Genomic DNA, 18,170 nt, shown 5'->3' with positions numbered 1-18,170 from the left:
CGTTTGCCGCCGGTGTTTTTCGTTCAGCGCTTCAGTACACGTCGCGCCGGTAGCGACCCTCTGCCGCGAGCGCGTCGAGCGCCTGCGCGCCGAGCACCTCGGCCAGCGCCGCATGCACGCCGCCGGCCATTCCCTGCAGGCTGCCGCACACGTAGATCGCGGCGCCGCGCGCCATCCATTCCCGCAGCTCGTCCGCCTGCTCCTGCACCAGGTGCTGCACGTAGCGTGCGCTCGACTGGTCGCGCGAGAAGGCGAGGTCGAGCCTGGCCAGGCCGCCATTGGCCAGCCAGCCCTGCAGCTCTTCGCGGCACAGGAAGTCGTGCGCGGCATTGCGCTCGCCGAACAGCAGCCAGTTGTCGCCGCGGCCGGCATCGATGCGGGACTTGAGCAGCGCGCGCAAGCCCGCGAGGCCGCTGCCGTTGCCGATGGCGACCAGGGGCCGCGCCGCGTTGCCGTTGAGCCGGAAGCGCTGGTGCGCACGCACCCGCAGGCGGATCACGTCGCCTGATTCCGTGCCCGCCGTCGCGCCTTCGCACAGCCAGCCGGAGGCCGCGCCCAGGCTGCCGTCCGCGCGCCGCTGCAGGCGCACCATCAGCTGCAGGCTGCCCTCGTGCGGCAGCGAGGCAATCGAATATTCGCGTGGATGATCGGGGTCGCCCGGCGCGCTCACCTGCGCCAGGTCGCCCGCTTCCCACGCCGGCAGCGCGCCGTCGCATGGCGCCAGCGCGATGCGGTAGAGCGGGGCGCCCGCGCTGCCGGGGTTGGCCAGCTGGCGGCTGGCGATGCGCCAGTCGCCGTAGGCCGGCGCTTCCCAGTCCGGCGTATCGCTGGTGCCGGCCAGGCGGCCGATGTGGTGCTGCCATTCGGACAGCGCCTGCGGGCTGCCGCGGTCGACGTCGATGCGCCCGAACAGCGGCGTGGCGCCGTGCGCGGCCAGCCAGCCGTCGAGCGCGCGGCCGAAGCCGCAGTAGTTCGTGTAGCTGCTGTCGCCCAGCGCCAGCACCGCGTAGTGCAGGTGAGAGAGACCGGAGGAGCCGGAGCGGCCGTCCGTGGTCCCGCCCTGCATCACCCGGTCGACAAAGTGCGCGCCGGTATCGGGCGCATCGCCTTCGCCATAGGTGCTGGCGATGAAGAGGATCCGGGACGCAGCCGCCAGGGCAGCCGCGTCGAGCGCCGACATGCACACCGCGCGCGCGGACAGGCCGCCGGTCGCCAGGGTGGCGGCGGTGCGCTCGGCCAGGTATTCGGCGTTGCCGGTCTGGCTGGCATACGCCACCAGCCAGTCGGCGCTGCCCGCCGGCCCGGCCCTGCGCGCGGCGCGGGCGCGCAGGATCGCCACGCACATCGCCAGGTAGCCGCCGGAGAGCGCCAGCGCGCTGCCCCAGCGCAGCGGTTCGGTGGTCAGGATCGTCGTCAGCATGCCGGCATCACTGGAGCAGCTCGCGCCAGGCGGCGGTGCTGGTCTCGACCAGCCCGCCCGCCCGGCGTACCAGGAAGCGGGCCGCGATGCCGCGCGCGTCGGCGAACGCGAGGCCGGGCTCCACGCCCATCACGGTGAGCGCGGTGGACAGCGCGTCGGCCGCCATGCAGGTAGGCGCCACGACCGTGGCCGAGGCGACGTCGTTGGCGATCGGCTGGCCGGTGCGCGGGTCGAGCGTGTGCGAGGCGCGGCGCTGGCCATGGTGGAAGTACCTGCGGTAGTCGCCCGAGGTGGCGACCGCGAGCCCGTGCAGGGCGACGATGGCCTGTTTGCACTGGCTGCCGGCATCGGGCACGCCCTCGATCTCGACCCACCAGGGCTCGCCGCCGGGCTTGACGCCGGCGCCGCGCAGTTCGCCGCCGACCTCGACGAGGTAATGCCGGATGCCGAGTCGTGCGAGGCAGTGGCCGAGGCGGTCCACCGCATGGCCCTTGGCCACCGAGGACAGGTCGAGTACGGCGCCGCCCGGCTGCAGCAGGCGGCGGCCCGCGCGGTCGAGCTGCGGCGTGGCCGTCGCGCGCCGGGCCATCGCCGCGGCGACGTCCTGCGCCGAGGGCGCGTAGAAACCGGCCTGGTCGTAGCGTCCCTGCGCGCCGAAACCCCACAGGTCGACCAGCGCGCCGGCGGCCGGGTCGTAGGCGCCGCCCGTGTCTTCATGGACCTGCAGCGCGAAGTCGATGACGTCGAAGAACTGCGGCGGCAGCGCATGCCAGCTGCCGGCCGGGGCGCGGTTGTAGCGCGCCAGCAGCGAGTCCTGTTCCCAGTGGCTCATCTGCGCGACGATCTCGTCGAGCTCGCGCTGCAGCAGCGCGTCGAGGTCGGCGCCGGTCCCTGCGGGGACCACCATCCGGGCCGACCAGCTCGTACCCATGGAATGGCCGGCCGCCGTGCACAGCGCGCTGCCCGGAGGCGGCAGGGCCAGGTCGATCTCGAGCGGAACCAGGACGTCGCGCATGCTGCGTGCCGGCCCTTACTGCGGCAGCACTTCGAAGGTCGCCGCGTAGGTGTAGCGCTTGGCGCCCGGCTGCGGCTGGCCGCTGCGCTCGCCGTGCGGCACGGCGGCGCTGAGGTAGTACATGTTCGGCGCCGACACGGTGAAGCTGGCTTCGCCCTTGGCGTCGGTGGTCACGCGCTGTTCGCCCGAGGCGCTGCGGTACTTGGCGGTGCCCGGCACCACGCTGAACGGCAGCTGGGCCGCCGGCTGGCCGTTGAGCTGGAAGCGTACGCGGATCGGCTCGCCGACGCGCAGGTCGGACGGGTGGGTGACGGGAATCAGTTCGAGCCCGACACCGCTCGGTTTCAGGGCGGTCTCGTTCATCTTGTTGGCCGAGACAAAGGTTTCCAGGCGCGTGTGAACGTTCGTGCTCTGCACCTCGGTGGCGCCGGCCGGGACCTGCACGGCCGGGCTGCCCTGGGCGCCGCGGAAGCGCTTGGTTTCGCCATTGAGCTTGTAGCTGCCGATCACATTGTTGTTGACGATCGAGAGGCGGTAGGTGCCATCCTTCGGCAGGCGCAGGTCGAGGGTGCTGCGGAACTTGCCCAGCACCGCGCCCTCGGCCTTGGTGGTCACGCCGTCCGGATCGGTGACCATCAGGTTGTCCAGGCGCAGCGGGACGTAGTTGAACTCGAACAGCTGGTTCGAGATCCCCGCGTCGAGGGTGAGCCAGGCTTCCTTGGCATCGATCATGGTGCTGTTCGGCAGCAGCCAGGCGTCGTGCGCCTGGGCCGTCATCGACATGCCGGAGAAAATCAGGCCGAGTGCGACGGCCTTGGTGAGACGAGGTGCTTGCATGGTGTTCTCCTGTTGTGTTGTTCGTTATTGGATCTGGAGCGACACGGCGCCCAGTTCGTCCTTGCCCGCGGCACTGGCGCTCGCCTTGCCCTTGCCCGCCCAGTTGAACGGCAGCTTGACCACTTCCCGTCCGCCCGATTCGCGCGAGGCTTCGACCACCAGCGTGTAGTCGCCCGCCGGAAGCTTGTCCAGCCCGCTGCGCGCGGCGTCGAACTTCATCGTATGGGTACCCGGCGCGCGGGTTGCGCCGCTGACGCCGTCGATCGGCATGCTGGCCTCGCGCCCTGCCTTGCGCCACCAGGTGCGCAGGTCCTTCAGCCACTTCTCGCCTTCGCGGTTCTTCATCTTGACGTCGTACAGCACGGCCAGGTTGGCGGCCACGCTCTGGTCGGCGCGCTCGAGCCAGATCGCGACATACGGCTTGTGGTATTCGGCGACGTTCAGGCGCGGCAGCTCGAACTTGACGGACAGGTCGGCGCCCATGGCCCAGCTGGATGCCAGCGGCAGGGTCAGGGCAAGCGAGTGGGACAGTTTCATCAGGTAGCCTTATAAATGAACGTGAAATATCAGCTGAACAAATAATTAGTGGACAAAGAGCAGGGCGATCACCGCCGGCAGCACGATGCCCAAGCCGATCACCGGCCAGGTCGACGGCCGGTTGGCCGCGTGGTACTTCAGGATCAGGAAACCGGTAATGCAGAACACGACGCAGGCAATGGCGAAGATGTCGATGAACCAGCTCCACACGGGGCCGGTATTGCGGCCCTTGTGCATGTCGTTGAGCCAGGAAATCCAGCCGCGGTCGGTCCGCTCGTATTCGGCCGAGCCGTCCACCGCGATGCGCAGCCAGGCATCGCCGCCGGGGCGGGGCAGGGCAATATAGGCGTCGTCCTCGCTCCACTCGGCGCGCTTGCCGCGCACCTCGACCGGGAAGGCGCCGTTGGCCCAGTCCGCCAGTTCGCTCGGCAGCGGGACCTCGGCGTCCACGTGCTCGAGCGCATATTGCTCGAGCTGGGCGCGCAGCGGTTCCGGCAGCGTCGCCTTCAGGCGCGTCACTTCCGGCTTGGCCTCGATCTGGGCCGCGTGATTCAGCGTAAAACCCGTGAAACTGAACAGCAGCATGGCCATCAAACAGATGGCGGAACTGATCCAGTGCCATTGGTGCAGCTGCCTCAGGTAGCCGGCGCGGCGGGCGCCCGGCAGGGCGGGGGCGGCTGCCGGGGCGGGGCCGGCGGCGGGCGGCGCAGGGGTTGGGGAGGCGGGTCCGGTTGGGCTCATCAGCAAATGATAACGATTATCATTTACGCGGTCAACTGCGCGATGTTGCTTTACAAATTGAAATAAATAAATTCTGGCCGCAGGGTCTGCCTTGCATGAGCGCTTGCGTTACAATAATGTGCGCTAATTGGCAAAATGTTTGCTGTAGCGCAAGTAATGGCTGTCCAGAATTCGTCCTTCCCCCACAACTTGATGTAGTAAGTGCGATCCGCTAACCGGTCAGGCCGTGTCGCGGAAGGTTAACTAACCCGCCCCATACTCGCGAAGCGCGAAGAAAGGTGAGCAAGAATGATGCAACAACAGAAAGCCAACTCCTACCTGTTCGGCGGTAATGCGCCGTACGTGGAAGAGTTGTACGAGGCCTACCTGAACAATCCGGGTTCGGTCCCGGACAACTGGCGCGCTTACTTCGACCAGATGCAGAACGTGCCCGCGGTCGACGGCAGCACCCGCCCGGACGTGGTCCACTCGTCCGTCATCGCCTCGTTCGCGGAACGCGCGAAGCAGGGCCCGATCCGCACCGTCAGCGCCACGCAGGACCCGGAAATGGGCCGCAAGCGCGTCGCCGTCACCCAGCTGATCGCCGCCTACCGCTATCTCGGCTCGCGCTGGGCCAACCTCGATCCGCTGCAGCGCCAGGAACGTCCGCCGCTGCCGGAACTCGATCCGGCCTTCTACGGCTTCACCGAAGCGGACCTCGACACCGTCTTCAACATCAGCAATACCTATTTCGGTAAGGAAACCGCGCCGCTGCGCGACATCCTGAACATGCTGCGCGACACCTACTGCCGTTCGATTGGTGCCGAGTTCATGTACATCAGCGACCCGACCGAAAAGCGCTGGCTGCAGGAGCGCCTGGAGTCGATCCGCTCGACCCCGACTTTCACCGGCGAAAAGAAAAAGCACATCCTCGAGCGCCTGACCGCGGCCGAAGGCCTGGAGCGCTACCTCCACACCAAGTACGTCGGCGCCAAGCGTTTCTCGCTGGAAGGCGGCGAATCCTTCATCGCCTCGATCGACGAAGTGATCCAGCGCGCCGGTGAAAAGGGCGTGCAGGAAATCGTCATCGGCATGGCCCACCGCGGCCGCCTGAACGTGCTGGTCAACACCCTGGGCAAGAGCCCGGCCGACCTGTTCGAAGAATTCGAAGGCAAGCACGCCGACGACCTGCCGGCAGGCGACGTGAAATACCACCAGGGCTTCTCGAGCGACATCTCGACCCCGGGCGGCCCGGTCCACCTGTCGCTGGCCTTCAATCCTTCTCACCTCGAGATCGTCAACCCGGTCGTCGAAGGTTCGGTCAAGGCGCGCATGGATCGCCGCGGCGACCGCCAGGGCAAGCAGGTGCTGCCGATCCTGGTGCACGGCGACGCAGCCTTCGCCGGCCAGGGCGTGGTCATGGAAACCCTGAACCTGGCCCAGACCCGCGGCTACGGCACCGGCGGTACCGTCCACATCGTCATCAACAACCAGATCGGCTTCACCACCTCGGACCCGCGCGACGCCCGTTCGACCATCTACTGCTCGGACGTCGTCAAGATGATCGAAGCACCGGTGCTGCACGTGAACGCCGACGATCCGGAAGCGGTCGTGCTGGCCTCGCAGATCGCGATGGACTACCGCACCGAATTCGGCAAGGACGTGGTCGTGGACATCGTCTGCTACCGCAAGCTGGGCCACAACGAGCAGGACACTCCGGCGCTCACCCAGCCGCTGATGTACAAGAAGATCGCCAAGCACCCGGGCACCCGCAAGCTGTACGCGGAAAAGCTGGCTGCGCAGGGCACCGTGCCGCCGGAAACCGGTGACCAGCTGGTCGCCGAGTACCGCGCCGCCATGGACGCCGGCAAGCACACCGTCGATCCGGTGCTGACCGACTTCAAGAACAAGTACGCCGTCGACTGGGCGCCGTTCCTGAACAAGAAGTGGACCGATGCCTGCGACACCGCCGTGCCGCTGACCGAGCTGAAGCGCCTGGCCGAACGCATCACCAAGGTGCCGGAAGGCTTCAAGCCGCACTCGCTGGTCGAGAAGGTCCTGAACGACCGCGCCGCCATGGGCCGCGGCGAGATCAACCTCGACTGGGGCATGGGCGAGCACCTGGCCTTCGCGACGCTGCTGGCTTCGGGCTATCCGGTTCGCCTGTCGGGCCAGGACGCCGGCCGCGGCACCTTCGTGCACCGCCACGCCGTGCTGCACGACCAGAACCGCGAGCGCTGGGACCAGGGCATCTACCTGCCGCTGGCCAACGTGTCGGACAACCAGGCCAACTTCACCGTGATCGACTCGGTGCTGTCGGAAGAAGCGGTGCTCGGCTTCGAGTACGGCTACTCGACCGCCGAACCGAACACGCTGACCATCTGGGAAGCCCAGTTCGGCGACTTCGTCAACGGCGCCCAGGTCGTCATCGACCAGTTCATCGCTTCGGGTGAAGCGAAGTGGGGCCGCGCCTCGGGCCTGACCATGATGCTGCCGCACGGCTACGAAGGCCAGGGTCCGGAGCACTCGTCGGCACGCATCGAGCGCTTCCTGCAACTGTGCGCCGACAACAACATGCAAGTGGTGCAGCCGACCACGGCCGCCCAGATCTTCCACCTGCTGCGCCGCCAGATGGTGCGCCAGTTCCGCAAGCCGCTGGTGATCTTCACGCCGAAGTCGCTGCTGCGTAACAAGGACGCCGGCTCGCCGCTGCTTGACCTGGCCAAGGGCGGCTTCCAGACCGTCATCGGCGAATGCGACGACAAGATCGACGCGGGCAAGGTCAAGCGCGTGCAGGTCTGCTCGGGCAAGGTCTACTACGACCTGGTCAACACCCGCAAGGCCCGTGGCGTCAGCGATGTCGCGATCATCCGTATCGAACAGATGTACCCGTTCCCGCACAAGTCGTTCGCGGCCGAACTGAAGAAGTTCCCGAACGCGACCGAGGTGGTGTGGGTGCAGGACGAGCCGCAGAACCAGGGTCCGTGGTTCCAGATCCAGCACAACATCTTCGAAAGCATGGAAGAAAACCAGCGCCTGGCATATGCCGGCCGCGCCGCTTCCTCGTCGCCTGCGGTCGGCTATGCCGACAAGCACGTGGCGCAGCAGAAGGAACTGCTGGAAACCGCGTTCTCGAAACTGAAGGGTTTCATCCTGACGAAATAAACACGAAGCCCCCGGCGCGTCCATCGCCCGGGGGCGTTTGCATACAGAATAATCAACGGAGTTACATCAACATGGCACAAATCGAAGTCAAGGTCCCCCAACTGTCGGAATCGGTCGCTGAAGCAACCCTCCTGTCCTGGCACAAGAAAGTCGGCGAGTCGGTTGACCGCGACGAAAACATGATCGACATCGAGACCGACAAGGTGGTCCTGGAACTGCCGGCCCCATCGGCTGGCGTGATCGTGCAGCTGATCAAGGCCGACGGCGCCACCGTCGTCTCGGGCGAGACCATCGCGATCATCGATACCGAAGCCTCCGCACAGACCAGCCCGCTGGCAGTGAAGGCGATCCCATCGGCCGCCCCGAACGCGCCGATCGAAGCGCCAAGCGCCGCACCGGCTGCAGCCGCCACCGGTTCGAAGGGCGACGTCGCCATGCCTGCCGCCGCCAAGATCCTGGCCGACAACAACATGAGCGCCCAGGATGCCACCGGCACCGGCCGCGACGGCCGCGTGACCAAGGGCGATGCCCTGGCCGCTGTCGCCAACAAGCCTGCACAAGCCGCCGCTCCTGCTCCTGCCGCCGCCAAGCCGGCGCTGCAGCAAGTGGCCGTACCAAGCGCGAACCTGGGCGACCGTCCGGAAGAGCGCGTGCCGATGAGCCGCCTGCGCGCCCGTATCGCCGAGCGCCTGCTGCAGTCGCAGCAGACCAACGCCATCCTGACCACGTTCAACGAAGTGAACATGGCGCCGGTCATGGAACTGCGCAACAAGTACAAGGACAAGTTCGAGAAAGAGCACGGCGTCAAGCTGGGCTTCATGTCCTTCTTCGTCAAGGCCGCCGTCGCCGCCCTGAAGAAGTACCCGATCCTGAACGCCTCGGTCGACGGTAACGACATCGTCTACCACGGCTACTTCGACATCGGTATCGCCGTCGGTTCGCCGCGCGGCCTGGTGGTGCCGATCCTGCGCAACGCCGACCAGATGTCGATCGCCGAGATCGAGAAGAAGATCGGCGAGTTCGGCCAGAAGGCAAAAGACGGCAAGCTGACCCTGGAAGACCTGTCGGGCGGTACCTTCTCGATCTCGAACGGCGGCGTGTTCGGCTCGATGCTGTCGACCCCGATCATCAACCCGCCGCAGTCGGCCATCCTGGGCGTGCACGCGACCAAGGACCGCGCCGTCGTGGAAAACGGCCAGATCGTCATCCGTCCGATGAACTACCTGGCGATGTCGTACGACCACCGTATCATCGACGGCCGCGAAGCCGTGCTGGGCCTGGTGGCGATGAAGGACGCGCTGGAAGATCCGGCACGCCTGCTGCTCGACCTGTAATCGGCAGCACACAGTGCAGTGCGGGCATGCCGCCGATGCGCATGCCCGCTGACACGGCAGTACACGGACCCGCCCGCTCGCGGCGCGCGGTCCACCAACACCAGGAGGATTGCCATGATCTCCGATGAAATCCGGCGCTTGCACGAGTTGCACCAGGCCGGGGCGCTGAGCGACGCCGAATTCGAGCAGGCCAAGGCGAAGGTCCTGGCCTCGGAGCAGGTCAACCTGAACAAGGGTACCGGCGGCTACGAGCGCCAGGTCGGCGGCTTCGAGGCGCGACTGCGCACGCTGCGCCGTTCGCGCACCGATCGCTGGCTCGGCGGCGTCTGCAGCGGGCTGGGCGTGACCTTCGGCATGGATGCCTGGGTCTGGCGCCTGATCTTTGCCCTGTTGACCATCATGACCTCGGGCATTGGCGCGGTGGTGTATCTGCTGTTGTGGATCTTTGTCCCAGAAGAATAAATAAGGAAGCTATTCATGAGTAACGAGAAACAATTTGACGTCGTCGTGATCGGCGGCGGCCCTGGCGGCTACATCGCCGCCATCCGTGCAGCACAGCTGGGCTTCAAGACCGCCTGCATCGACGAGTGGAGCAACGCGGCCGGCAAGCCGGCCCCGGGCGGCACCTGCACCAACGTCGGCTGCATCCCGTCGAAGGCGCTGCTGCAGTCGTCGGAGCACTTCGAGCACGCCGGCCACGCCTTCGGCGAGCACGGCATCAAGGTCTCGGGCCTGGAGCTCGACCTGCCGACCATGCTCAAGCGTAAGGACACCATCGTCAAGCAGAACAACGACGGCATCCTGTTCCTGTTCAAGAAGAACAAGGTCAGCTTCTTCCACGGCCGCGGCGCGTTCGCCGGCAAGACGGACGAAGGCTACACCATCAACGTGAGCGGCCCGACCACGGACACCCTCACCGCCAAGAACGTGATCGTCGCCACCGGTTCGAACGCACGCCAGCTGCCGGGCGCGGAGTTCGACGAGAAGCTGATCCTGTCGAACGCCGGCGCACTGGCGATCGAAGCCGTACCTGGCAAGCTGGGCGTGATCGGCGCCGGCGTCATCGGCCTGGAAATGGGTTCGGTGTGGCGCCGCGTCGGTGCCGAAGTCACCGTGCTGGAAGGCCTGCCGACCTTCCTGGGCGCCGTGGACGAGCAGATCGCCAAGGAAGCGCACAAGCTGTTCACCAAGCAGGGCTTGAGAATCAACCTGGGCTGCAAGATCGGTGCGATCACCAAGGGCGAGAACGACGTCACCGTCGAATACGCCGACTCGACCGGCGCCGAGCAGAAGGCCACCTTCGACCGCCTGATCATCTCGATCGGCCGCGTGCCGAACACCAATGGCCTCGGTATCGAGACCGTCGGCCTGCAACTCGACGAGCGCGGTTTCGTGGTGGTGGACGACGAGTGCCGCACCAGCCTGCCGGGCGTGTGGGCAGTCGGCGACGTCGTGCGCGGCCCGATGCTGGCGCACAAGGCGGAAGAAGAGGGCGTCGCGGTTGCCGAGCGCATCGCCGGCCAGCACGGTCACGTCAACTTCAACACCATCCCGTGGGTCATCTACACCTCGCCGGAAATCGCCTGGGTCGGCAAGACCGAGCAGCAGCTCAAGGCCGAAGGCGTGGCCTACAAGGCCGGCACCTTCCCGTTCATGGCCAACGGCCGTGCGCGCGCGCTGGGCGATACCTCGGGCATGGTGAAGTTCCTGGCCGACGCGACCACCGACGAGATCCTGGGCGTGCACATCGTCGGCCCGGTGGCCTCCGAGCTGATCTCGGAAGCCGTCGTCGCGATGGAGTTCAAGGCATCGTCGGAAGACATCGCCCGCATCTGCCACGCGCACCCGTCGCTGTCGGAAGCCGTCAAGGAAGCCGCGCTGGCGGTGGACAAGCGTTCGCTGAACTTCTAAGCAATCCAGGCGTTTCGCCTTTGTAGGGTGGGCGGCTCTGCCGCCCGCGCGTTCAAATCACGTTTCATGGCCCGCTCCGTGGCTTTCATACGCTGCTTGAACGCGTGGGCGGGAGACCCGCCCACCCTACGTTAACAGCGCCACATGCACGCGCATCAGTACCTGCCCGTGCCACGTAAGATCATCATCATGAACGTCCAAGAGTATTACCAGCACGCGCTGACCGAGCGCGGTTTCAAGTCCGATCCGGCCCAGGCCGCCGCGGTGGCCAGGTTGCAGCAGGCGTACGACGACTGGGTCCACTACAAGGCCCAGCGGTCGTCCGCTTTCAAGCGCCTCATCAACCGTCCGGACGTGCCGAAAGGCGTGTACATGTGGGGCGGGGTGGGGCGCGGCAAGTCCTTCCTGATGGACTCCTTCTATTCGGTGGTGCCGGTGGTGCGCAAGACGCGCCTGCACTTCCACGAGTTCATGCGCGCGGTCCACCACCAACTGGACGAGCTCAAGGGCGTGGCCGATCCGCTCGACGAAGTGGCCAAGCGCATCGCCAGGAAATACCGCCTGATCTGCTTCGACGAATTCCACGTCTCGGACATCGCCGACGCGATGATCCTGTACAACCTGCTCAAGGCCCTGTTCGACAACGGCGTGAGCTTCGTGATGACCTCGAACTACGAGCCGTCCACGCTGTATCCCGACGGGCTGCACCGCGACCGCATGCTGCCGACCATCGCGCTGCTGCAGGAAAAGCTCGACATCCTGAACGTCGACGCCGGCAACGACTACCGCAAGCGCGCGCTGGAGCAGGTGCAGGCCTACTACATGCCGCTCAATGCGGCGTCCGACCAGCTGCTGCGCGACGCGTACGCCAAGGTGGCGGATACCGCGGACGAGAGCCCGATCGTGCACATCGAGAACCGCGAGATCCGTGCGCTGCGCCGTGCCGGCGGGGTGATCTGGTTCGATTTCGCCACCCTGTGCGGCGGGCCGCGTTCCCAGAACGACTACCTGGAACTGGCCTCGCGCTTCCACACCGTGATCCTCTCGGGCATTCCGGCGATGTCGGCGGCGCAGTCGTCGGAAGCGCGCCGCTTCACCTGGCTCATCGACGTGTTCTACGACCACAAGGTCAAGCTGATCATGTCGGCGGCGGTGGAGCCGGAAGCGCTGTACACGCAAGGCATGCTCGCGAACGAATTCCACCGGACCGTGTCGCGTATCATTGAAATGCAGTCGCGCGAGTATATGCTTGCCGAGCGCCGCGGTGCCGCGGACGCCATCGCCTGAACGAAAGGACATCCATGACGAGTCATCCAGCATTGCGCGCCTTGTTCGCGGCGGCAGCAGCCCTTGCTCTGGGCGCCTGCTCGACGGTCGAGCCGGGTCCGGCCGTCGTCGCGGTCGATCCGACCACGTCGGTGGCCCAGGCCGACGAGCGCCTCGCCGCAGTGGCGCGCGAACGCGCCGCCATCGAAGCGCGCTTTGCCGAGCGCGAGGCCGAGTGCTACGAGAAATTCTTCGTCAACCACTGCCTCGATGAAGCCAAGGAGCGGCGCAGGGTGGCACTGGCCGCCCAGCGCAACATCGAGATCGAAGCCGAGCGCTTCAAGCGTCGCCTGAAGGTCGAGGAGCGCGACCGCGAGATCGCGGCTGCGGAAGCCGAATACAGGGCGGAAGAGGCGCGCCTGGCGGCCGAGCCGCCGCCACCGCCGCGCGAGACCACGGCGCTGCCGCCGCCGAAGCCGTCACCGGCCGCATCGCGCATCGCGCGCCGTAACGCCAAGGCGAAGGAAGAAGCGGCGCGCGCGCCGGAGGAGGCCGCGAAGGCGGCAGCGAACGCGGCGGCCTTCGAGGAGCGCAAGCGCAAGTCGGAACAGAAGCAGCGCGAAGTCGCGCAGCGCGTGGCCGAGCGCGAGGCGAAGGCTGCGGCGCGCAAGGCGGAGGAAGAGAAGGCGAAGACGGCTGCGCCGGCGAACAAGTAAGCGTTGGCTTGCTGACGGTTGCGTTTCTACTCAGTCGCTACAACGCACGCCGTCGCTCCGGCGGTGCTATCGAGCGCATGAGGCTTGCGACCGCATCACACAACGCGCCCGGCCACCCCCGTCAGTCCTTCCTGCGCCGGCTTCACCAGCTTCACGATCGCCATCGTGCAGTTCCCGCCCTTGCCCTGCGAGCGTTCCAATGCCTTGTTGATCAGCATCTCCGAGGCCTGGCGTGGCGAAGCCTTGCCGGTCGCCGCCGCCAGTTCGGCATCGGTGAAGAAGTGCCACAAACCGTCGGTGGCCAGCAGGAAGCTGTCCCCGGGCGCCAGTCCGGTTGCGCTGTCGATCGTGACGAACGGTTCCTTGCGGCTGTTGCCCAGTACGTTGAGCAGCAGCTTGGACTTGCGGTGGTTCCTGGCCGCGTCTTCGGGTAGCTTGTCGCTCGACACCAGGTGCTCGATATAGGCGGCGTCGCTGGTGCGCGACAGGCAGCGGTCGCCCTGGAAGCGGTACAGCCGCGAATCGCCCACATGCCCCCATACGGCTTGGCCGTGCGGCGACAATACCAGCGCGACGAAGCTCGCGTGCCCCTCGGCCTGGGCGCCTGCGCCGGCCATCATGGCATTCATCTTCATGACCAGGTGGGTCTCGCCGACCATCTCGCGCAGCAGGTCGCCGAGGCGTTCGGTGCCCGGATTGTCTCCTGGCTTGAACTCGTCGAAGACCTGCCGCGCCGTGTGCAGCACTTGCTCCGAACCCGAGCAGCCGGCGATCCCGTCCGACAGCACCGCCAGCATGTAACCGGGCGCGCGGGCGCCGGTCAGCAGGGCGACGCGGTCGTTCTGCTGCGGGCGGTTACCGATGTGTTGCGCGGTTCCCGCTTCGATCTTGTATCGTGTCATAAATGGTGTGTTTCGTAGCGCCAGCGCCAATCTTTGTTGGCGGCAACCTCAGCGTAGATTAAACTATGCACCGAGAAGCCCCAGTGTTGCAAGCCGAACACTCGAACGGGCCTGCGCCGCAGCACGCGGCGCCGTCCGGCGTCCGACGCCGGCGCATGACGCCGACAATTTTCCCGCAAACGCTTTGAACAGAACTGTTTGGAACAGCAATCATGAGCAACGTCCAGGATATCCAGCGCCGCATCATTGAACTCGATGTGGAACATCGCGACCTCGATGCTGTCATTTCCATGCTGACCGCGGACGGCCATGCGGACCAGCTCCAGCTGCGCCGTTTGAAAAAGCGTAAGCTGCAGCTCAAGGATCATATTACGCTGCTGAAGATGCAGCTGGTACCCGATATCCCCGCCTGAATTTCAGGTTAACAAGAAACACGCATTTTGACCGACCATCTCCCCGCTTCCGTTCCGGCCCCCGGCGCCGCCGCCGGGCCGGCGAATGCGGCGAGCGCGGCGCCACAGGGCGACGTTCTCCCCGCCGCCGCCAGGCCTCCCGGCAAATACGATGACGAGCTCGACCGCCTGTTCGGCGCGGGCGGCCCGCTCGCGCCTGCCGTCGGCACCTTCAAGCCGCGCACTTCCCAGACCGAGATGGCCAAGGCCATCGCGCAAGCCATCGCCGACCAGAAAGTCCTGATGGCCGAAGCCGGCACCGGCACCGGCAAGACTTTCGCCTACCTCGTCCCGGCATTGCTGTGGGGCGGCAAGACCATCATCTCGACCGGTACCAAGAACCTGCAGGACCAGCTGTTCCTGCGCGACATCCCGACCATCCGGGCCGCGCTGCGCGCGCCGGTGTCGGTGGCGCTGCTCAAGGGCCGTTCGAACTACGTCTGCCACTTCCACCTCGAGCGCACGCTGAACAACGGGCGCCTGACCTCGCGCGACGACGTCGGCCACCTGCGCGAGATCTCGCGCTTCATGAAGATGACCAACTCGGGCGACAAGGCCGAGCTGACCAAGGTGCCCGAGACCGCCTCGGTATGGAACCTGGTGACCTCGACCCGCGACACCTGCATGGGCGCCGAGTGCCAGTACTACCAGGACTGCTTCGTCATGAAGGCGCGCAGGGAGGCCCAGCAGGCCGACGTGGTGGTGGTCAACCACCACCTGTTCTTCGCCGACGTGGCACTGAAGGACACCGGCGTGGCCGAGCTGCTGCCGTCGGCCAACACCATCATCTTCGACGAAGCGCACCAGCTGCCGGACACCGCCACGCTGTTCTTCGGCCAGTCGGTGTCGACCTCGCAGGTGCTGGAACTGTGCCGCGACGTGCTGGCCGAAGGCCTGGCGCACGCGCGCGGTCCGGACTGGGCCAAGGTCGTGACAAGCGTCGAGAAGGCGGCGCGCGACCTGCGCCTGACCTTCCCCGAAGGCGGCACGCGCCTGTCGCTGCCGCAGATCCTGCCGACCTCCGCCTTCTTCCCGGCGCTGGAAAAGCTCAAGGAAGAGCTGGGCGGCTTGATCACCGTGCTGGAGGAGCACGCGGCGCGCGCCGAGACCATCGAGGCCTGCCGCGTGCGCGCGCAGGAGCTGTCCGCCTCGATCGACGCCTGGAAGCCGGATAGCAAAAAAGGCAAGCCGGCCGAAGGCGACGAGGCGGCGGTGCTGTGGGTCGAGGCATTCAACTCGTCGCTGCAGCTGCACAAGACGCCGCTGTCGATCGCGCCGATCTTCTCGAACCAGCGCGAAGGCACGCCGCGCAGCTGGATCTTCACCTCGGCGACGCTGGCGGTGAAGAACGACTTCAAGCATTTCTCCGACCAGATGGGCCTGACGGGCGAGCCGGCCATGACCTGGCCGAGCCCGTTCAACTACGGCGAGCAGGGCATCCTGTACGTGCCGACCGGGCTGCCGGAGCCGAACTCCTTCCAGTACACCGACGCCTGCGTCGACATCGCGCTGCCCGTGATCGAGGCGGCTGGTGGACGTACCTTCTTCCTGTGCACGACGATTCGCGCTGTGAACAAGGTGGCGGAGCGCCTGCGCGAAGAGTTTGCCGCGCGCGGGCTGGACTTCCCGCTGTTCGTGCAGGGCGAGCGCGGGCGCACCGAATTGCTCGATTCGTTCCGCAATGCCGGCAACGCCGTGCTGGTCGGCAGCCAGAGTTTCTGGGAGGGCGTCGACGTGCGCGGCGACGCGCTGTCGCTCGTGATCATCGACAAGCTGCCGTTCGCGCCGCCGGACGACCCGGTGCTGGCCGCACGCATCGAGGTGATGGAAAAGCAGGGCATGAACGGCTTCATGCACCACCAGTTGCCGGAAGCGATCATCACGCTCAAGCAGGGCGCGGGCCGCCTGATCCGCGACGTCGACGACCGCGGCGTCCTGATGATCTGCGACCCGCGCCTCATCACCAAGCCGTACGGGCGCCGTATCTGGCAGAGCCTGCCGCCGTTCAAGCGCACCCGGGTGCAGGCAGACGTGATCGAGTTCTTCCGGCCGGGGACGATCGGGGATGCGGCGGACTTGAACGCATAGCTTTTTGTAGGGTGGGCGGTCTCCCGCCCACCCTACGAAATCGGCATTTCCCAGTTAAGGGCAAATCACAACTTTGCCGGTCACCTTGCGCGCCGCCATATCATTCAAAGCCTGCGCTGTCGCTTCGAGCGGATATCGCGCCGACACCAGCGGCTTGAGCTTGCCTTCCGCCATCCACCCCAGCATCTGCCGCATCGCCGCCAGGTTCGCCGCCGGTTCCTTGCGCACGAAGTCGCCCCAGAACACGCCGACCACCGAGGCGCCTTTCAGCAGCATCAGGTTCCACGGCAGCTTCGGAATCTCGCCGGCCGCGAAGCCGACCACCAGGTGGCGCCCGCGCCAGGCGATCGAGCGCAGCGCCGGCTCGCTGTACGGCCCGCCCACCGGGTCATAGATTACGTCGGGGCCGCGCCCGTCCGTCGCCGCCTTCAGCGCCTCGCGCAGGTCTTCCTTCTCGTAATTGATGACGGCATCGGCCCCGTGCGCGCGGCAGACCGCCAGCTTCTCGTCGCTCGACGCCGCCGCGATCACGCGCGCGCCCAGCGCCTTGCCGATCTCGATGGCGGCCAGCCCCACGCCGCCGGCCGCGCCCAGCACCAGCATGGTTTCGCCCGGCTGCAGGGCCGCGCGGTCCACCACCGCATGGTGCGAGGTGCCGTAGGTGAGGGTGATCGCCGCGGCGGTATCGAAGTCCATTCCGGGCGGCATCGGCATCAGGGCTTCCACCGGCGCCAGCGCCTGCTCGGCAAAGGCGCCGGTGCGCGTGAAGCCGATCACCATCTGGCCGGGGGCGAAGCCGGTGACGCCTTCGCCGAGGGTGCGCACCGTGCCCGCGAACTCGTTACCCGGCGTGAACGGCAGCTCCGGGCGTACCTGGTACTTGCCCTGGACCGTCAGCACGTCCGGAAAGTTCACGCCGGCGGCCCTGACATCGACCACGACCTGGCCAGGGCCCGGCACCAGGTCGGGCAGGTCCTCGACCACCAGCTTGTCGATCGGTCCCCAATCCTTGCATCGCACGGCTTTCATTTGCTCTCCAATCTCATGTTCATTAATCGGCGGAATTATGCCTGAAGAGGCAGCGCAGCTTGTGCTGTCGAGTCCGCCAGCACGCTTGTGCGCCCGCAAAATGGCTGGGGTCGGCAGCGCTAGAGTCGAGGGATACCGCGTTAGCAAATTGGAATGGGGAGGGCAGGCATGGCAATCCGCTACGGGTGTTTCTTCAGCTACGCACACGGCAGGCATGACCTGATGAAACGGTTCAAGACGGCCCTGGCCGACGCGCTGCGCTGCTATCTGGAACCCTACTTCGACAACGAGGACGAACTGTTCATCGACACCGAACAACTGGGCGGCGGGGACGACCTCGACCGCAAGATCGCGCGCGCGATGTGCGAAAGCGTCTGCATGATCCTCATCTACACGCCCAAGTACGAAGCCCATGCGTACACGCGGCGCGAATACGCCGCCATGCGCCAGCTCGAGCTCGAGCGCGCCTCCTGGTATGCGCTGCCGAGCCGCCTGATCATCCCGGTCATCATGACGCGGCACCCCGATTCGCTGCCGCCGCAGATCACCGAGAGCAGCTTCTATGTGGACTTTTCCCATTTCACGATGGCGACGGCGGACCTGAAATCGAATCCCGACTTCCTCCCCGACATCGACAAGATGGTCAAGCGCATCGCCACGCATTACCAGTATCAAAAAAAGCATACACCGCCTGGCCATGACTGCAACCAATTCGTGCTCCCCGATGTCCCACCTGAATGGCGCGCGGCGCCAGGCCTGACTTTTCCAAAAAAATGAG

The 18,170-nt window shown here is 66.3% G+C and carries 16 protein-coding genes; 9 read left to right on the top strand and 7 right to left on the bottom strand.

What is annotated here, in order from left to right; genetic code table 11:
• Positions 1-31: 31 nt before the first annotated feature.
• The 5 genes from ACFFJK_RS17100 to ACFFJK_RS17080 are packed head-to-tail and all read right to left on the bottom strand — an operon-like array spanning position 32 to position 4,550.
• Entirely contained in the window at positions 32-1,420 is a 1,389-nt protein-coding gene (locus ACFFJK_RS17100; protein ID WP_379680724.1) for a sulfite reductase subunit alpha, read from the bottom strand.
• Positions 1,421-1,427: 7 nt separating this feature from the next.
• Positions 1,428-2,435 (bottom strand): FAD:protein FMN transferase, encoded by a 1,008-nt coding sequence (locus ACFFJK_RS17095; protein WP_379680722.1) that lies wholly within the window; start codon positions 2,433-2,435, stop codon positions 1,428-1,430.
• A 15-nt stretch (positions 2,436-2,450) separates the two neighbouring features.
• On the bottom strand, positions 2,451-3,272 hold the full coding sequence (locus ACFFJK_RS17090; RefSeq protein ID WP_379680720.1) for a DUF4198 domain-containing protein: 822 nt from the start codon (positions 3,270-3,272) through the stop codon (positions 2,451-2,453).
• Positions 3,273-3,296: 24 nt separating this feature from the next.
• Positions 3,297-3,809, bottom strand: coding sequence for a DUF2271 domain-containing protein (locus tag ACFFJK_RS17085; RefSeq protein WP_379680719.1), 513 nt, complete (start codon positions 3,807-3,809; stop codon positions 3,297-3,299).
• A gap of 45 nt (positions 3,810-3,854) precedes the next feature.
• Positions 3,855-4,550: a PepSY-associated TM helix domain-containing protein gene (locus tag ACFFJK_RS17080; protein WP_379680717.1), complete on the bottom strand. Its 696-nt coding sequence runs from the start codon at positions 4,548-4,550 to the stop codon at positions 3,855-3,857.
• Between the two features lie 288 nt (positions 4,551-4,838).
• On the opposite strand from ACFFJK_RS17080, the gene ACFFJK_RS17075 reads away from it, so the two are divergent.
• From ACFFJK_RS17075 to ACFFJK_RS17050, 6 genes are all read left to right on the top strand, one after another.
• On the top strand, positions 4,839-7,694 hold the full coding sequence (locus ACFFJK_RS17075; protein ID WP_379680716.1) for a 2-oxoglutarate dehydrogenase E1 component: 2,856 nt from the start codon (positions 4,839-4,841) through the stop codon (positions 7,692-7,694).
• Positions 7,695-7,765: 71 nt separating this feature from the next.
• Positions 7,766-9,028, top strand: a complete 1,263-nt coding sequence (gene odhB, locus ACFFJK_RS17070; protein ID WP_379680715.1) for a 2-oxoglutarate dehydrogenase complex dihydrolipoyllysine-residue succinyltransferase — start codon at positions 7,766-7,768, stop codon at positions 9,026-9,028.
• Between the two features lie 114 nt (positions 9,029-9,142).
• Complete coding sequence (locus ACFFJK_RS17065; RefSeq protein WP_379680714.1) at positions 9,143-9,490, top strand: PspC domain-containing protein; 348 nt, start codon at positions 9,143-9,145, stop codon at positions 9,488-9,490.
• A gap of 15 nt (positions 9,491-9,505) precedes the next feature.
• Positions 9,506-10,939 (top strand): dihydrolipoyl dehydrogenase, encoded by a 1,434-nt coding sequence (gene lpdA / locus ACFFJK_RS17060; RefSeq protein ID WP_379680713.1) that lies wholly within the window; start codon positions 9,506-9,508, stop codon positions 10,937-10,939.
• Positions 10,940-11,128: 189 nt separating this feature from the next.
• Entirely contained in the window at positions 11,129-12,226 is a 1,098-nt protein-coding gene (zapE, locus tag ACFFJK_RS17055) for a cell division protein ZapE (RefSeq protein WP_379680712.1), read from the top strand.
• Between the two features lie 14 nt (positions 12,227-12,240).
• Positions 12,241-12,921 (top strand): hypothetical protein, encoded by a 681-nt coding sequence (locus ACFFJK_RS17050; RefSeq protein ID WP_379680710.1) that lies wholly within the window; start codon positions 12,241-12,243, stop codon positions 12,919-12,921.
• 95 nt (positions 12,922-13,016) lie between these two features.
• On the opposite strand, the gene ACFFJK_RS17045 is transcribed toward ACFFJK_RS17050, so the two are convergent.
• Positions 13,017-13,823, bottom strand: coding sequence for a PP2C family protein-serine/threonine phosphatase (locus tag ACFFJK_RS17045; RefSeq protein WP_379680708.1), 807 nt, complete (start codon positions 13,821-13,823; stop codon positions 13,017-13,019).
• A gap of 212 nt (positions 13,824-14,035) precedes the next feature.
• Between ACFFJK_RS17045 and ACFFJK_RS17040 the strand changes: the two genes are divergently transcribed.
• A complete protein-coding gene (locus tag ACFFJK_RS17040; protein ID WP_379680706.1) occupies positions 14,036-14,236 on the top strand; it encodes a YdcH family protein in 201 nt (66 codons plus the stop codon).
• A 27-nt stretch (positions 14,237-14,263) separates the two neighbouring features.
• Entirely contained in the window at positions 14,264-16,363 is a 2,100-nt protein-coding gene (yoaA, locus tag ACFFJK_RS17035; protein WP_379680705.1) for a DNA repair helicase YoaA, read from the top strand.
• A 54-nt stretch (positions 16,364-16,417) separates the two neighbouring features.
• On the opposite strand, the gene ACFFJK_RS17030 is transcribed toward yoaA, so the two are convergent.
• The gene (locus tag ACFFJK_RS17030) at positions 16,418-17,392 is read right to left on the bottom strand and encodes an NADPH:quinone oxidoreductase family protein (protein WP_379680703.1); all 975 of its coding nucleotides are present in this window, start codon (positions 17,390-17,392) and stop codon (positions 16,418-16,420) included.
• A gap of 168 nt (positions 17,393-17,560) precedes the next feature.
• Here ACFFJK_RS17030 and ACFFJK_RS17025 point away from each other — a divergent pair, with 168 nt between their 5' ends.
• Positions 17,561-18,169, top strand: coding sequence for a toll/interleukin-1 receptor domain-containing protein (locus ACFFJK_RS17025; RefSeq protein ID WP_379680702.1), 609 nt, complete (start codon positions 17,561-17,563; stop codon positions 18,167-18,169).
• Position 18,170: the final 1 nt, after the last annotated feature.

The sequence above is a fragment of the Massilia consociata genome, from assembly GCF_042432755.1.
GTDB classification, from domain to species: domain Bacteria; phylum Pseudomonadota; class Gammaproteobacteria; order Burkholderiales; family Burkholderiaceae_D; genus Telluria; species Telluria consociata.
This window is presented reverse-complemented; position numbering and strand designations above follow the sequence as displayed.

Bases quoted from the DNA above. Each gene is read 5' to 3' on its own strand.
- ACFFJK_RS17025 (WP_379680702.1), top strand. From the start codon at position 17,561: ATGGCAATCCGCTACGGGTGTTTCTTCAGCTACGCACACGGCAGGCAT.
- ACFFJK_RS17045 (WP_379680708.1), bottom strand. From the start codon at position 13,823: ATGACACGATACAAGATCGAAGCGGGAACCGCGCAACACATCGGTAAC.
- odhB (WP_379680715.1), top strand. From the start codon at position 7,766: ATGGCACAAATCGAAGTCAAGGTCCCCCAACTGTCGGAATCGGTCGCT.
- ACFFJK_RS17095 (WP_379680722.1), bottom strand. From the start codon at position 2,435: ATGCGCGACGTCCTGGTTCCGCTCGAGATCGACCTGGCCCTGCCGCCT.
- ACFFJK_RS17085 (WP_379680719.1), bottom strand. From the start codon at position 3,809: ATGAAACTGTCCCACTCGCTTGCCCTGACCCTGCCGCTGGCATCCAGC.
- ACFFJK_RS17100 (WP_379680724.1), bottom strand. From the start codon at position 1,420: ATGCTGACGACGATCCTGACCACCGAACCGCTGCGCTGGGGCAGCGCG.
- ACFFJK_RS17050 (WP_379680710.1), top strand. From the start codon at position 12,241: ATGACGAGTCATCCAGCATTGCGCGCCTTGTTCGCGGCGGCAGCAGCC.
- ACFFJK_RS17090 (WP_379680720.1), bottom strand. From the start codon at position 3,272: ATGCAAGCACCTCGTCTCACCAAGGCCGTCGCACTCGGCCTGATTTTC.
- ACFFJK_RS17030 (WP_379680703.1), bottom strand. From the start codon at position 17,392: ATGAAAGCCGTGCGATGCAAGGATTGGGGACCGATCGACAAGCTGGTG.
- lpdA (WP_379680713.1), top strand. From the start codon at position 9,506: ATGAGTAACGAGAAACAATTTGACGTCGTCGTGATCGGCGGCGGCCCT.
- ACFFJK_RS17065 (WP_379680714.1), top strand. From the start codon at position 9,143: ATGATCTCCGATGAAATCCGGCGCTTGCACGAGTTGCACCAGGCCGGG.
- zapE (WP_379680712.1), top strand. From the start codon at position 11,129: ATGAACGTCCAAGAGTATTACCAGCACGCGCTGACCGAGCGCGGTTTC.
- ACFFJK_RS17040 (WP_379680706.1), top strand. From the start codon at position 14,036: ATGAGCAACGTCCAGGATATCCAGCGCCGCATCATTGAACTCGATGTG.
- ACFFJK_RS17075 (WP_379680716.1), top strand. From the start codon at position 4,839: ATGATGCAACAACAGAAAGCCAACTCCTACCTGTTCGGCGGTAATGCG.
- ACFFJK_RS17080 (WP_379680717.1), bottom strand. From the start codon at position 4,550: ATGAGCCCAACCGGACCCGCCTCCCCAACCCCTGCGCCGCCCGCCGCC.